Source organism: Peribacillus sp. TH16, from assembly GCF_016651095.1.
GTDB lineage: Bacteria > Bacillota > Bacilli > Bacillales > DSM-1321 > Peribacillus > Peribacillus butanolivorans.
The window spans coordinates 51,357-65,002 of record NZ_JAEKEM010000009.1 but is presented as its reverse complement, the minus strand read 5'-3'; the positions used below and the strand labels follow the sequence as shown (position 1 = coordinate 65,002).

The 13,646-nt window shown below is 37.6% G+C and carries 15 protein-coding genes and 2 pseudogenes; 12 read left to right on the top strand and 5 right to left on the bottom strand.

Annotation, left to right across the window (positions count from 1 at the left end; translation table 11 throughout):
- Positions 1-59: 59 nt before the first annotated feature.
- The 3 genes from JFV29_RS14495 to JFV29_RS30550 all read left to right on the top strand — a co-directional run bounded on the left by JFV29_RS14495 (position 60) and on the right by JFV29_RS30550 (position 2,727).
- Positions 60-1,295, top strand: a complete 1,236-nt coding sequence (locus tag JFV29_RS14495; RefSeq protein WP_201184751.1) for an MFS transporter — start codon at positions 60-62, stop codon at positions 1,293-1,295.
- Positions 1,296-1,314: 19 nt separating this feature from the next.
- Positions 1,315-2,499: a serine hydrolase domain-containing protein gene (locus JFV29_RS14490; RefSeq protein WP_201184749.1), complete on the top strand. Its 1,185-nt coding sequence runs from the start codon at positions 1,315-1,317 to the stop codon at positions 2,497-2,499.
- Positions 2,500-2,613: 114 nt separating this feature from the next.
- Positions 2,614-2,727 (top strand): DUF202 domain-containing protein, encoded by a 114-nt coding sequence (locus JFV29_RS30550; RefSeq protein ID WP_242486880.1) that lies wholly within the window; start codon positions 2,614-2,616, stop codon positions 2,725-2,727.
- A gap of 1,229 nt (positions 2,728-3,956) precedes the next feature.
- Here the strand turns inward: JFV29_RS30550 and JFV29_RS14480 are convergent.
- The gene (locus JFV29_RS14480; RefSeq protein ID WP_207205141.1) at positions 3,957-4,502 is read right to left on the bottom strand and encodes a chromate transporter; all 546 of its coding nucleotides are present in this window, start codon (positions 4,500-4,502) and stop codon (positions 3,957-3,959) included.
- An 84-nt stretch (positions 4,503-4,586) separates the two neighbouring features.
- Positions 4,587-5,216 carry a chromate transporter gene (locus JFV29_RS14475; RefSeq protein WP_242485252.1) on the bottom strand — a complete coding sequence of 210 codons (630 nt, stop codon included), beginning with the start codon at positions 5,214-5,216 and terminating at the stop codon, positions 4,587-4,589.
- A gap of 258 nt (positions 5,217-5,474) precedes the next feature.
- On the opposite strand from JFV29_RS14475, the gene JFV29_RS14470 reads away from it, so the two are divergent.
- Positions 5,475-6,353, top strand: coding sequence for a LysR family transcriptional regulator (locus JFV29_RS14470; protein ID WP_201184747.1), 879 nt, complete (start codon positions 5,475-5,477; stop codon positions 6,351-6,353).
- A gap of 164 nt (positions 6,354-6,517) precedes the next feature.
- Entirely contained in the window at positions 6,518-6,643 is a 126-nt protein-coding gene (locus JFV29_RS31130; protein WP_274606967.1) for a hypothetical protein, read from the top strand.
- A 155-nt stretch (positions 6,644-6,798) separates the two neighbouring features.
- Here the strand turns inward: JFV29_RS31130 and JFV29_RS14465 are convergent.
- Both JFV29_RS14465 and JFV29_RS30545 read right to left on the bottom strand, forming a co-directional pair.
- Positions 6,799-7,068: pseudogene (locus tag JFV29_RS14465) on the bottom strand (transposase); the annotation flags it as partial.
- Between the two features lie 509 nt (positions 7,069-7,577).
- Complete coding sequence (locus tag JFV29_RS30545; protein ID WP_242485253.1) at positions 7,578-7,724, bottom strand: hypothetical protein; 147 nt, start codon at positions 7,722-7,724, stop codon at positions 7,578-7,580.
- A gap of 177 nt (positions 7,725-7,901) precedes the next feature.
- Here JFV29_RS30545 and JFV29_RS14455 point away from each other — a divergent pair, with 177 nt between their 5' ends.
- The 4 genes and pseudogenes from JFV29_RS14455 to JFV29_RS14440 all read left to right on the top strand — a co-directional run.
- Positions 7,902-8,126, top strand: a complete 225-nt coding sequence (locus tag JFV29_RS14455) for a hypothetical protein (RefSeq protein WP_201184745.1) — start codon at positions 7,902-7,904, stop codon at positions 8,124-8,126.
- Positions 8,127-8,181: 55 nt separating this feature from the next.
- The gene (locus JFV29_RS14450) at positions 8,182-8,325 is read left to right on the top strand and encodes a hypothetical protein (RefSeq protein WP_201184743.1); all 144 of its coding nucleotides are present in this window, start codon (positions 8,182-8,184) and stop codon (positions 8,323-8,325) included.
- 383 nt (positions 8,326-8,708) lie between these two features.
- Positions 8,709-10,301, top strand: a complete 1,593-nt coding sequence (locus tag JFV29_RS14445) for a phosphodiester glycosidase family protein (protein WP_201184741.1) — start codon at positions 8,709-8,711, stop codon at positions 10,299-10,301.
- A gap of 143 nt (positions 10,302-10,444) precedes the next feature.
- Positions 10,445-10,619: pseudogene (locus JFV29_RS14440) on the top strand (ferritin family protein); the annotation flags it as partial.
- 150 nt (positions 10,620-10,769) lie between these two features.
- On the opposite strand, the gene JFV29_RS31125 reads toward JFV29_RS14440, so the two are convergent.
- A complete protein-coding gene (locus JFV29_RS31125) occupies positions 10,770-12,161 on the bottom strand; it encodes a DUF4910 domain-containing protein (RefSeq protein WP_201184739.1) in 1,392 nt (463 codons plus the stop codon).
- Between the two features lie 146 nt (positions 12,162-12,307).
- Here JFV29_RS31125 and JFV29_RS14430 point away from each other — a divergent pair, with 146 nt between their 5' ends.
- The 3 genes from JFV29_RS14430 (at position 12,308) to JFV29_RS14420 (ending at position 13,324) form a co-directional block, all read left to right on the top strand.
- Complete coding sequence (locus tag JFV29_RS14430; RefSeq protein WP_201184737.1) at positions 12,308-12,463, top strand: hypothetical protein; 156 nt, start codon at positions 12,308-12,310, stop codon at positions 12,461-12,463.
- Positions 12,464-12,500: 37 nt separating this feature from the next.
- Positions 12,501-12,845, top strand: coding sequence for a hypothetical protein (locus JFV29_RS14425; RefSeq protein ID WP_201184735.1), 345 nt, complete (start codon positions 12,501-12,503; stop codon positions 12,843-12,845).
- 329 nt (positions 12,846-13,174) lie between these two features.
- Complete coding sequence (locus JFV29_RS14420) at positions 13,175-13,324, top strand: hypothetical protein (RefSeq protein ID WP_098176179.1); 150 nt, start codon at positions 13,175-13,177, stop codon at positions 13,322-13,324.
- The last annotated feature ends 322 nt before the right edge of the window (positions 13,325-13,646 follow it).

Here is a 13,646-nt window from a genome sequence, read left to right as displayed (position 1 = left end):
AGTATAGTATTGATTACGGCTAACAGTGTTGATTCATACTGCGAAAGGGGGCGAATGGAATGCAAGCGTATGCGACCAATAAAAAGCGTAAAACCATTATTATCATTTTACTATTTATCGGAATGACATTAAGTTACATTGATAAAGCGTCGATTAACGTAGCCATCATTCCAATTCAGAAAGAACTACAGCTTAACTCTTTAGAATCAGGTTTTGTATTAAGTATTTTCTTTTTCAGCTACGCCTTCATGCACCTATTAGGAGGATGGCTTACAGATAAGTACGGGTCACGAAAAGTGTTAGTCCTTTCCATCTTAGCTTTTTCGCTTTTTACTACTTTTACGAGTTTTGCTTGGTCATTTGCATCACTACTTTTGTTTCGTTTCCTGTTTGGTATCGGGGAAGGCAGTGTTTTTCCTGCAAGTATACGATCGATTTCCGATAACTTTCCCGAAAATGAAAGAGGGAGAGCAAGTTCATTCTTTCTATCTGCACAAACGTTCGGTGGTGCGATAGGTTCCGTTACGATAGGGGTTTTGGTGGTTTCCCTTGGATGGAGATCGATGTTTGTCAGCATTGGGATTATAGGTGTTTTAGTCGCATGGGCATTTTGGGTCTATCTAAAATCTCCGGCAGATGCACAAATCAATAACGAAAAGCAGAATCAAAAGAAGGTTTCTTATAAAAAGGTATTTAAAACAAATAATTTTTGGAAGCTCTTCTTTACTAAGTTTTTTTCCAATATCGTGAATTGGGGTATGATTTCCTGGATGCCATCTTATTTGGTAAATAAAGGTTTAGATTTGTTGTCAGTAAGTGCCTTGATGTCCATTCCATATCTTGCTTCTTTTCTTATGTTTAATGTGAACGGCTGGATTTTAGATAAATATATGAGCGGAAGAGAAAAATATCTGGCAGTAGCAGGATCCATATCTTCTGGTGTCTTTCTTTATATGATGTTTAATGCAACGTCCGTTACCCTTGGGATTGTTTATATGACCTTTAATGCGATTTCCATCGCGTTTATCGGAACATCCCTTTACACGATGGTCATTAAATACTCACCAAAGGAGTTAACTGGATCTGTGACAGGGCTTGTCAGTTTTGGCGGGCAAATTGCCGGAGGGATTTCTCCCGTTGTCATTGGATTTGTTCTTACTCTTTTCAAGGGTTCATACAATGCTGCTTCCTGGTTTTTAATCACTGCTGCATTGGCAGGGGCCATTGCATCAATAACGATTAAAAATAAAGTCAAAGAAACAAAAGAAGACGTGCTTATAGAGCATTCTTTTTAATGAATAGGAGGGATTTGTCATGCAGTCCATTACAAAGAATGATATGAAGGTTTTTCCGCCAAATTCAGAGGATATCGTGACGAAGGATAATTGGTTTACTACTCAAAAAAGTTTGCAAGGGTATTGTCATAGCGGGGAACTAAGTTCCAACCGTATTATCTGGAGAGGAAACCATAGTCCCACCCCATTATCATATGCTAAAGATTCATTAGATTTAGAAAAGATAAACGTTACCAATGCTGAAAGTGTTTTATCGTATCTTGAGCGAACGAACACAGATGCTTTTTTAGTGATGCATAAAGGAGAAGTTTTATACGAGAACTATTTTAATGGATATAAATCATATCAGCCGCATGCATTGAACTCCGCGACAAAATCATTTGTCGGCTTGATTGTTAGTTTGCTTTCTGATGAAGGAGTATTGGATTTAAATAAAAAAGCTTCCTTCTACGTTCCAGAGTTAGAAGGAACAGGACTTGGTGTGGGAACTATTCAGCAATTGCTAGATATGCAAGTTCCTGTGAAATATATGGAAGCTGACACGCCAATGGGGATAGGCCGGGGGACACCGATTTTCATTGCATCCGGTTCAATGCCAAAGCCAGATAACTATAATGGGCCGGAAAACCTATACGAATTTATGATATCGAGTAAAAAAGATAAACTACCTGGTACTGTATTTAAGTATGAGAACGGACAAACAGAAACATTGGGATGGATTGTCAAACGTTTGACAGGGAAAAACTTAGCAGAATTAATACAAGAATTCATCTGGTCTAAATTGGGGGTAGAAGAAAACGCCTTGATGCACTTGGATCAAATCGGTACGGATATAGCCAGTGGCGGTATGCGGGCTACATTGCGTGATTTGGCAAGATTTGGCGAAATGATGCGAAATAATGGTTACTACAATGGCCAACAAATCATTCCGGAACATATGATTAGGGATATTCAAAAAGGTGGGAATCAAAAATATCTTGCGGAAAGTAGCCATCATTATCTTTTAGGATTTTCTTATTATAATAAATGGTGGATTAGCCATGATCGATACGGGGGGTATTCAGCTCGAGGGAAGTTTGATCAGCAAATACACATTGCCCCAAAAGCCGATACAGTGATTGTTAAATTATCTTCCTATCATTCTCCTAATTCAGTGGGAATAGACGCATTTCAAGCGATACTAGATTATTTAGTAAAGCAATAACATCAAGCCGGGAGTATTTGTTGTTTTAAAAGCACTAAAAAAGCTACTTCACAGTATACGAGACTATCAAGAAAAGGAAAGCGGAAGGTAACCATTTATGGAAGCATTAAATAAATGGAAGAAGGGGCAGGCGCTAGTGTAAAATTTGCACAGCAGCATTTAGCGAATGAAAGAACGTATTTAGCTTGGATACGGACTAGTGTATCTATTGTCGGAGTAGGGTTTTGACCAGGTCTTTGCATTTTACGATTAAAATTAACTCGAATCATAGTATTAATAACGTAGCGATATTCCTCGGCATCTTTGCCCGTATCGTTGGTTTTATAATAGGAGTACTGGCTACTCTTCAATATTCAAGGAAAAGGAAAGAAATCCAGGATGGTATATTTAATCCTTCTAATCGTTGTATTTTCTTTATACCTTCCCTGTATTCCATCTTAATCTTCATTATTTTTATGTATCTTTCTTGTTATTTATATAGGTTAATAACAAAATGGGTTATTTTTAAAAAAACATGTTTTAACGAAATGAAATTTTGCATAAATAAAAGTGATAAGAAATAAAGTGGTAAAGAATTATATATAAAAATCCCCCACTAAATAAATTATAGAACTTCAAATAAAATAAGCAATTCGTTAAATATAAGGGATATTATAGACAAAACATTATTAAGTCCATTATTTGAGGGATCTTCTGGGGATAGGTATTTATAATATAAGCTTTGTAAATACGATGTTTAAAAATAACCAAAATAAAAACTGAATTTTGTATAAATCTGGGGGTAGAATATATTTTACCTCTTTTTACCTTGGTCGTCTAATGGGCGGTCATGCGAACGGACAGATTTACCCTGAGTTTATTTTCTATTATATTATCTTTTAAAGAAAGAGGGGTTTTATGAAAAGACAGTTGCAAAAGTCGAGTGGTCAGGTATGCGATTCAGATAGATCTAGTCCCAGAAACCAACGATTAATAATATTTAAAATCACTTCCTGTTCAAGGTCACATTCAAACTGAACATTTAATAAATAACCAATGGGCAGCATTTTTAAAAAAGTATCTGGTCTATTTGTCAACAGCCTCGTTCGGCTGCTTTTATTTTATTATTTCTCCCTTTTGCCTTGTAGGAAACTAACACGCTTTAAGACGTGATCAAGAAGTAGAAAAAGCTTTTGTTCTATATCGGAACGATGAATAGAATGGTACGGTTATTCATTGCCTTCTTATTGTCAAGACATCACTACATTTAATAGGTTGAATAGATTGTTTACAGAGTTAATATATCAAGTATTCAAAGTAACTTTGTACTCAATTTTTCTTCTTAGATTACTTTTAATATACCTGATTCTTATAGTACAGATAAAGCATTTTCCTGATTGGATCCGAGTTGCGTCAGGAAAATGCGAATTTACAAAGGTTAGATTTTGGTACAAGTCTTATAGAAATAGAATGAGTAGTTATGAATAGAGGACAACACCAACTAAACCAGAAAGAATAATGACATAGGCTGGATGCCAGCGTAATTTCAACAGGGAGAATAACGATAACCCAAAGACGAGTAATAAGCTTATCGAATGCCACGAAAAGTTTAGAGCGATCATATGATTGGAAATGGCAAAACTGATTGCTGCAAAGAGGATTAAACTAGTGACAATGGGTCTTAATCCATAAAACATCGATTGAACAACTTGATAATGATTCAATTTATTGAAGAAGGTGGCTATAACGATTACGAGTATAATAGCAGGAAGCAAGATTCCGAGAGCGGATGATATGGATCCTGCTAATCCAGCAGTCGAATAGCCAACGAGAATGGCACTATTGATGGTGATAGGACCTGGGGACATGCCGGCAATAGCGATTAAATCGGTAAATTGTTGCGTCGTCATCCATCCATGCTGTGAGACTTCAGATTCTATTACGGGAATCATGGCGTATCCCCCTCCGAATGATACAAAGCCGATAATAAAGAAGGTGCTAAACAACTCCCATAATTCTATCATTCTATATCCCACGCTTTCTTGAAAATTAGTTTAACAGTTTATACCGATAACTTTTCAGGAAAATATCGTCCAACTTCGATGGACCTATATGCCTGCACCCATGAAATATTCGAAATCATTTTCTTCTACTTTCTTTTCTTTTCGGTCCATGTTGATTTTGTAACCTAATTTCCTCTTAACAGAGATAGTCACAATCCCTGCTATTGCTCCTGATAATATAGCTAAAACCGGGTGAATGAAGAAAAGGACTGGAATCCCTACTATAAATATACCGAATGTTGATTTGTCAACAATAGCTGTTTTTCCTATCTTGATAGCCGCATAGGCGATGATGGCTACTATGGAAGCTCTAATCGATATAAATGCGGATTCTATCTTTGGATTGTCCTGAATGAAAAAATACAAAATGCCGAGGAGTAGAACAATTATAAAGGTAGGAAATGATACACCAATCATGGCTGCCATTGCGCCCTTCATTCCGGCAATTCGATGGCCGATAAAGGTGGCGGAGTTAATAGCGACAGCTCCCGGTACGGACTGAGATAATGCAAAAACATCTGTAACTTCTTCGCTTTTCAGCCATTTTCTCTTCTCCACTACTTCTTTTTCGATTAAAGGGATCATCGCGAACCCGCCTCCGAATGTGACAGGTGCTATTTTAAAAAAGGTCCAAAATAATTGGAACAGTGTTTTCCATTGTCCAGTCATTGTCATCAGTCACTCCCCTTTGCTACTTTATATAAATCTTATAATTAACATATCAAAGAAAAAGGAATGGGTAAATTGCAACTAAATCATTGGGTATAACAAAACGTTATACCTAGAAGATTTATCCGTTTTATATAGAATTTCACCAATAATTGAATAGGCTCACCTGTTCAGGGAATATAGCGCTGCTTTTCCATTTCACCATTTACCTATATGATGCTATCATTTTATTAAACTATTTAAAGACATGGAGGTTGGTTTCTTTTGAAACTAGAAAATCTAAGAATGTTTTGTTTAGTAGTGGATGAAGGAAGTATAAGCCAGGCAGCGAGGTTAAGTTTCTTATCACAACCCGCGGTAACAAGACAGATTCACCAATTGGAAAATTATTATAGCACTTTGTTATTCGACCGTGAGGAAGGGAGGCTGAGAGTGACAGAAGCAGGAAAGTTGTTATACCCTTTTGCAAAAGCCATTGTGAATGACTTCAACCATTCAAAGGAAGTGATTCAGCAATCAACGGGCGCTTACAATACAAACCTCATAGTAGGTGCATCCTTGACTATCGGAGAGTATTTGTTGCCGAGTTTGCTTGGGAAATTTAAAAAACAACAGCCTGAAGTAAAAGTAACATTAACGATAAAAAATACCCCCCGAGTTCTAGAGGATTTATCAAACGATGTTATTGATTTAGCCTTGGTGGAAGGACTTGTAGAAAATACCGATTTTATTGTGGAGAAGTTCGCCGATGACGAATTGATATTGGTTTGTCCATCAGACCACCCATGGAAAGACAGAAAAGAAATCCAGGTAGAGGAATTGGGAAATGAAAGGATGATCTGGCGTGAATCCATTTCAGGGACACGACTTATCGTAGAAAACATGTTAAGAGAGCACGGGGTTTTAGAAAAAATAGAAAGCTACATGGAGATTGGGAGTACACAAGCGATAAAAAGTGCGGTTGAATCTGGACTTGGAATCAGTATTCTGCCAAGGTTAACAGTGGCCAGGGAATTGGATCAAGGTTTTTTGCGGGAAGTGGGTATTTCCAGAATAGATATAACAAGAAATCTATGGCTAGTCAGAAAAAACAAGCGTTTTAATAAAATAGGGGTATCTAATTTTGTGAATTTTCTTCAATAGAGAATGAAGCATACCTTGATTTTTCATTACTTCACTTCTTATTCACTTTAAAGAGATTTTCTATCCTTTTATTTAGACTATTTGGGATATGCCAATTTTTTAATTATTGGCTGGGTTGAAAGACGACGTGAACAGACGAATGTTGGGCCATTAGTACAAAAAAGATGCATGAATTTTTAATTGATATGCTGGAAGATGAAATTGCCTGTCGTATGTCACTTAGAAGACCGGAAGCAGGAATATACGATGTGAAAATCATTGAAACTGAAGTGCCAGGTCAATTCAGGTAAAGTACCTAAAAATATGGTTTTCTAATAATACAATACATAACCAAGGGTGAAAAACTGGAGCTGGTTAGAGGAATTTACATGAGTATGCTCTAAAGTTTTTTCAAAAAGGTAGAGAAGTGAGGTACTTTATCATGAAAGCCGTATCCTAAGAACTAACGATAGGCCATGTTTGTTTCTATCTCTTTAATGGTCTTACGCATCGAGCGAATACCAAAGGTACATTGAATGAATGTCAGTTTAACTAAAATAACTGGATCATTTCTTGGGCGCCCTACCTCTGAATACATATCTTTCACCAAGTCATAAATGAAAGAGAAGTCAATGGCGGCCTCAATTTTACGAACGAAATGGTTCGCTGACACCAGTTGATCTAAAGTAATCATTTCAAGTTGATCTCGCTGAATAGAAACAAGTTTAGAAAGCATCCTTATCACCTCAAGTTTTTATACTTCTATTTTAAAACAAAAAAGACTGTTGGAAAAAGGGGTTCTATCTAAATGTTAAAACAAAGTTGATTGGAAGAAAGGTGCGAGACTCCTGCGGGAAAAGCGAGTCCAAGGGAGACACCACAGGCGCAAATGGCGCCGAGGAGGCTCCCGGACCGCCCGTGGAAAGCGAGTGCCTGAAGTAGAAATCAACGTTCAAATTTTTACAAATCCTCAAAAAAAACTGTAGACAAACTCAATTATTTATCGAGTTTGTCTACAGTCTGGGGCTGATCTTACTAGATCAGCCTTTTATTTATAGGCTCAAAAAGATGGTTTATTTAGCTTAAATTTCAAAATTAAGATAATTTAGCTTGGCTAATTCTTAAAGAACCACATTGTGTGAACGAGTTGACCAAGGAATGGAAAAAATTCTTATTCTGGGCAGTACATAAATTTCATAATGAGGCGGTTCGGGTAGGGTCTTTTTTGTAGCCGTCCTTCGTTTACTAATTCTGTAGGGTTCTTTCAACCTCCTCTGTATTTACATGAAAAAGATCTGCGATTTTAACTGTGGAAATGGAGATGTATTTCGGCTTTTTGGTAGAAGAAATAATCATAGTTTGTACTCGATGAAACAAAGTATCCTTTTCCATTTGTAAGCCTCCTTCCCTGTTCGTATATGAATATATAGAAACTTAACTAATTCCCTAAAAGGGTAACCAATTTAGATGTTCATATGCACCCTTTTTTCTATCTCAACTGTAAAATCTCGATAATGAATAATATTAATTTCAAATAAGGTAAATCTAAAAGGAACAAGGAGGGATATCATGGGATTTCATAGTCAGCCACGGATTGCACATTTAACGGTAGAGGCAGATACTCGAAAAGTCACATTGCCCCTTCACAGTATGCTTATTCTTGGTTTTTTGGGAGGGTTGAGTCTGCAAAAACAGCTGGCAACATTAAGTTTTATTGAAGATGCAGCTTCTTATGAGGATTTTCTTCAAGCTATTAAAGATACGGGCTTCACTATCGAGACATCAAATCATTAATTTTCAATCTTGGTAAGCAAATACTTTTATTTTTTCATGATAAGGAGGGTTAAAAATGAGAATCTGTGAACTCTGTGGTCTAGAAGAAGAATTGGAAAACGTAAACAAAGATGAATCGGTACCTACTAGAATGCTTCATCTTTGCGAAAATTGCAGAAATGATCGGAAATTCGAGAACTTTCTAGAAACTCATCTTTAATAAAACAGAAGCTTACTGATAGATCAGCAAATTTTTTCCTCAATTCTAATCCCAGTAATTCTTCTCCAATTTCTAAAGTTTCAAAAAACCTGTTGTATTTAATAGAAGGAATGGGCTTGCAAAGTATCACGTAGTCACAAAAAAACATTGTAGTCCTTGTGCAAGGGATGCATTGAAATTCACTAAAATAAAGTACCGACCTAAAAAAACTCGGTTAAATCAATTTGGTAACTACTAATACATCCTGAAAGCTTGAAAAATTTAATCATTTCATACCATTTCTTTACAATAAGTTCATTGGTCTGTAGCAGGTTCTACACATTAGATTAGGATAATGAAACCGACGGAACACAAGGTGTTCTATTAGGGGGAGGGGTCGAAAAATGAAGAAAAATTCAATGAAAATTTTTCAAAGGCTTGTCAGTAAAGGTTTATTTTCAGCAATGGCATTAACAGCTGGTTCGATTTTAACGTTAGACTTGCCATCAAGTGTTGTACAAGCCGCGTCTGTGAAGGAACAAGCTCTTCCTCTAGGGAATTCTAATCTTGCGGAAACCCGGGATCAAACAAAGATTACGCAGGGCTTAACCTATACGCATATCATCCGTGGGGCCAGTTCGGAAAAAGATGTCTTTATCATTGATGTGGGATTTTACAAAACCAAGGAAGAAGCTAATAAGGTGAAAATTCAACTGGATTCAAAAGGTTACGAGTCCAAAGTTAAGAAAATTTCAGAACGGCCTGCCGACGATCATGAACAAGGTCCGCTTGGATACCTTGTACGTGTTGGATCATTTAAAGCGGAGAGAGATGCCAACAAATTAAGAGATGAATTAAAAGGAAAAGGATATGGTAATTCACGCGTTGTTTTTTCGGCTGAAGATGGAGGGAAATCTACGGGCCCTTGGGTTGTGAATATTTTAGAAATCGATCCAAAGAAGTTTAAAGGAAAAGTTTTATCTGAACTGGGAACTGAGATAGTACCCGGGAAGGAAAAATTAACTAGCATTTCAGCCCGTACTGGTGCGATAGCGACTGTAAACGGTGGATATTTTGTAATGGGACCGAGTGATGGTACAGAAGGGGATCTTGCTGGTGCGTCCATGATTGGTGGCGAGCTCATTAGCGAAGCGGTAAATGGCAGGACAAGCCTGGTTTTATCTGGAAATAGGGCACAGATAGCTTCAGTAGAAACTAAACTTTCAGTTACGGCATCTGATGCTGCAAAGAGAGAATTGGATGGCCTTAACCGTAAACCTGGCCTGATCCGTGGATGTGGAGGCATTGGTGATAATTTAAACTTTGCAAAGCATGATTTCACTTGTACGGATTCTGGGGAACTTATTCAATTTACAACCTCCTATGGTGCTAAAACTGAGCCTGGGGATGGAGTGGAAGTTAATTTAAATTCAAAGGGTGAAGTTACAGAAGTACGCAAAAGCAGAGGCAGCTTCATTCCGCTTAAAGGCTCCGTCCTAGCAGGTACAGGCGATGCCGCTAATTGGCTTTTGGCCCATGCGAAGCTAGGTGCAAAACTGAAAGTGAATACCAGGATTCTTGCTGATAAACAACCACTTAAGGCGGCACCGAAAATTAGTATTGTCAATGGTGGGCCGCAATTGCTGCATGACGGTAAAGAGAAGATTAATGCGGTAAAAGAGGGGTTCAATTGGAGCGAAAATCCAGAATTCTACTATAAATTTGGAGAGCGTAGAAATCCCCGAACTCTTGCAGGGGTCACTGAAAAAGGGAAAATTCTCTTGGTTACGGTTGATGGACGTCAGCCATTTTATAGTGTGGGAGCAAATTTTAAAGAGAGTGCCCGTCTCATGAAAGCTCTCGGGGCGGTTGATGCAGTAAACTTGGATGGCGGAGGTTCTACGACTATGACAGTAGGCTCCAAATTGGTGAATCGTACATCCGATGCGGCCGGTGAACGTCCGATTGGGGATGCGATTGTTATTTTACCTAAATAAAGGATGAGGAAACCTTATATCATTTTGTGTTATCGCTAAATATTACAATTCTTCACTTGATTGAAGGGATTTGTCGCTTAGATAAAAGCAGCTATAGATTTATGCCGATTTAACAGGTCGTCAGTGAAGAGTGTCGAGAATAGTATATCGACGGATTGGAATTCTTTTTAAAAGATGAACAGGAAACAGTTGATTTTTTATTTGGGAATTGCAGATGAAGTAACGAACCCAAGTATTAAAGAGGCCTTTCGCCGAGCGGCAGCAGATGAACAAAATCATGCCGTTTGGTTTTTATATTATCTTGTTAATGCGAAATAGCTAAAGCGATTTGAGATTGACGATAGGGTCCAGTAAATTAAAAAAGCAGCTAAATAGAAGGACAAGAGACATCGTTTAATATGGATGTCTCTTGTCTTTTCTATTAGGAAACTATTCTATCCTGTGGTTCTAGTAAATTAGAAAAAAGAATTATAAATGTAAATCCTCATCATATTCTGCCTCAACCGGTACAGGTGCTACATTGGACCTTTCCAGTGCCGGTGTGTCCGGACGGGCTGCTTGATAGACTGCTGCACCGAGCACTTGAGCCGTCTTTAACAATTTTTCCTTACTGATCAGCTCAATTGTATCCTTTGCCGTATGGTATTCCGGCTCCAATGGAGCATACGTAAACACCGCGGCAGGAATACCTACTTCTGTGAATGGCTGGTGGTCACTTCTTCCAATTTGATTATAAGGAATGGCATCATAAAGCCTTGTTCCTGCTGAATTTCCTAATGTCGTGACTGTATTTGGTTTTCCATCGTACGTAAACATGGCAAATTCGCCGGCATTTTTGCTGCCCACCATATCCATATTAAACATCGCTACCGTTCTGTTAATCTCATCTTTCGTAAGGCTTTGTGCATAATGCTTGGAGCCTAATAATCCGTTCTCCTCTGCGCCAAAGGTAATAAACCTGATTTCTGTATCAGAAGGTGCATTTTCCAGGACTCTTGCCAGTTCCAGCACAATGGATGTACCTGATGCATTATCACTGGCTCCTGATGAAACAGAAACAGAGTCATGATGCGCGCCAACTATAATAATTTGATTCGTATCCTTATTTTTCATCGGTTTTTTCGTGGCAATCACATTGTGAGAAGTGGCTTTTACAAACTCTGCTCCTTCAACAGACATATTTGCTGTCAGGTTATTGCCTTGCAGAGAAGAAATTAACTCATCACCATCGCTCTTTTTCATAAATAGTACAGGTAGATTACTCTCATTTGCCGGCAAGCTAAATAGCGGCGTGGAATTATCTGTATTAATGAACACGACTCCGATCGCTCCGGCTTTTTTTGCATTATCCATTTTTTCTGTAAATGGGATCGTGCCTCTTTTAATTAAGGCGATTTTTCCTTCTACCGAAGCATGAGCTACCTCTGCCGTCGTTCCTAAACCTGCGTACACAAGCTCTGCTGACACTCCACCGGAAGGTGTGTTATTGGAAAAGCGGAAGGCGGCCGTTTCATAATTACACCCATTTACTTTTAAGGAAACAGAGCTTGGGTGTTTATAGTCCTTAATAAAATGAAAAGGCTGGACCTCTACTTCGTTAAGTCCATACTCCTTAAATTTACCAGTTATGTAATCTACAGTCGTTTGTTCACTTTGTGTTCCGGCTACCCGTGGTCCAATATTTACAGCTAAATGTGAAAGATTCTGGTAGATTTTTTCAACATCGATTCGTTTGATCACTTTATTGTCAAATGCATGCTCGGACGGGTTTTCACCCTGGATTGCCATAACAGAATGTGATGAAAACAGTAAACTCCCTGCCAATAAAGAAGCTCCTAAAATCTTCGTTCCTTTTTTCAAACTCCTTCGCCTCCCCAAAAATAGAATACTAGTTTAGTATATGGCTAGTATGTAAGCGCTATCAATGAGACTTTTGTAATGTTTTTAAAAAAATACATATTATAACAAAAAATAAAGAAGTATGACAGCATATGATAGTCCACAACATGTCGTCTAGTCTTACTAAAGCGGCAACAACAGCCGAGAAAAATGCAGTTGTAATGCGCGCCATTAAAGAAATGCAACTTGCTCTTCCTTATGAAGACCGCGTCGGATTAAAGACAATAATGCGTGATAAATCTGTAACGTTACATTTCGGTTAGGGGAGAGACGATGGGATTTTTTAATAAACTTCGCGATATGAAAAATTCAGTAAGCTATAAATTAGATGATGTAAAATATTTTGTTGTTGACAAGGCGGAAGATGCGAAAGACTTTGTCAAGGATAAGGTACTCGATACAAAATATATTATTGCTGATAAGGCAAGTGATGTGAAGGACTTAGTAGAGGATGCAGCATATTATGTTACGGATAAAGCGAGTGACACCAAAAACTTTATTGTCGACAGAGCGATAGATACGAAGGATTTTGTTAGTGATAAAATGTTTGATGCACGCTACTTTATTGCGGACAAGCAGGAGATATTAGGGACTTTGTCAGTGATAAAACATTTGATGCGAAATACTTTATTACCAAAAAGGTAAAAATTAAATCAAAGGCGGATGTAGTGGAACTTACTTCTAATCTACTGAAATCACATTACTTAATAAATGTTTCAAAATAGATAGCGGTAACATTATGAATAGAGTCGAGGTAAATGCTCAGCTCTTCTTTAGAAGCAAGTTTTTTTATGATTGTTTCTCTATTTAAAGTGCAAATGAGGGAATTTGCATAGTTTCTATAGATTCTTTAGAAATTTCATGTTCAGTATCCTTAAAAAACAGTGACTCATACTATTCAGACGTGCGTATAAAATTGGGGGACAAGAGTAAGCTACAAACGTATGATAAGCTGTTGCGGGAGGTGAATAAATATGAGTAACGGTGCAGGACGTTCTAAAAAGAATGAACCAAATGATGCAAACCATGTGAATGCGGAGACGAAAGCATATCAAAGACGAATGTCAGAAAAGAATAACCAAGAGCATAATGATGGAAGCAAGTATAAGGGGAAGGTTCAATAGGGCCTGATCTTTTTTGGTTTCCAGTATAAATTTCCTCTCATATCCCTCACAAATGTAGAAGAATATTTACTAGGGAACTGATATATCAATATCAGTTCTCTTTTTTGATATACCTTGAGTAAATCATATCTGTAACTAGTTTATATATATGGAGTAATGGGAAAAGCCTTGGAAATAAATATTTAAGGGCTATTTATGCAGCTCTCAAATTTCTTCAATAGAGCTTGATCCCCGACTATCCGTTTGAATAGCATTTAAAAAGATTGTAAATTGTGTTTCAGTTTGACTTTGGCTTCCTAAACCTATGGGTGTGTTATTTATG

Coding starts and splice junctions, on each gene's coding strand:
- JFV29_RS14480 (WP_207205141.1), bottom strand. CDS start 4,502: ATGATAGAATTATGGGAGTTGTTTAGCACCTTCTTTATTATCGGCTTT.
- JFV29_RS31130 (WP_274606967.1), top strand. CDS start 6,518: ATGCATGAATTTTTAATTGATATGCTGGAAGATGAAATTGCCTGTCGT.
- JFV29_RS14490 (WP_201184749.1), top strand. CDS start 1,315: ATGCAGTCCATTACAAAGAATGATATGAAGGTTTTTCCGCCAAATTCA.
- JFV29_RS14450 (WP_201184743.1), top strand. CDS start 8,182: ATGAGAATCTGTGAACTCTGTGGTCTAGAAGAAGAATTGGAAAACGTA.
- JFV29_RS14455 (WP_201184745.1), top strand. CDS start 7,902: ATGGGATTTCATAGTCAGCCACGGATTGCACATTTAACGGTAGAGGCA.
- JFV29_RS30545 (WP_242485253.1), bottom strand. CDS start 7,724: ATGGAAAAGGATACTTTGTTTCATCGAGTACAAACTATGATTATTTCT.
- JFV29_RS14425 (WP_201184735.1), top strand. CDS start 12,501: ATGAAAAATTCAGTAAGCTATAAATTAGATGATGTAAAATATTTTGTT.
- JFV29_RS14420 (WP_098176179.1), top strand. CDS start 13,175: ATGAGTAACGGTGCAGGACGTTCTAAAAAGAATGAACCAAATGATGCA.
- JFV29_RS30550 (WP_242486880.1), top strand. CDS start 2,614: ATGGAAGAAGGGGCAGGCGCTAGTGTAAAATTTGCACAGCAGCATTTA.
- JFV29_RS14430 (WP_201184737.1), top strand. CDS start 12,308: ATGTCGTCTAGTCTTACTAAAGCGGCAACAACAGCCGAGAAAAATGCA.
- JFV29_RS14495 (WP_201184751.1), top strand. CDS start 60: ATGCAAGCGTATGCGACCAATAAAAAGCGTAAAACCATTATTATCATT.
- JFV29_RS14445 (WP_201184741.1), top strand. CDS start 8,709: ATGAAGAAAAATTCAATGAAAATTTTTCAAAGGCTTGTCAGTAAAGGT.
- JFV29_RS14475 (WP_242485252.1), bottom strand. CDS start 5,216: ATGACAATGACTGGACAATGGAAAACACTGTTCCAATTATTTTGGACC.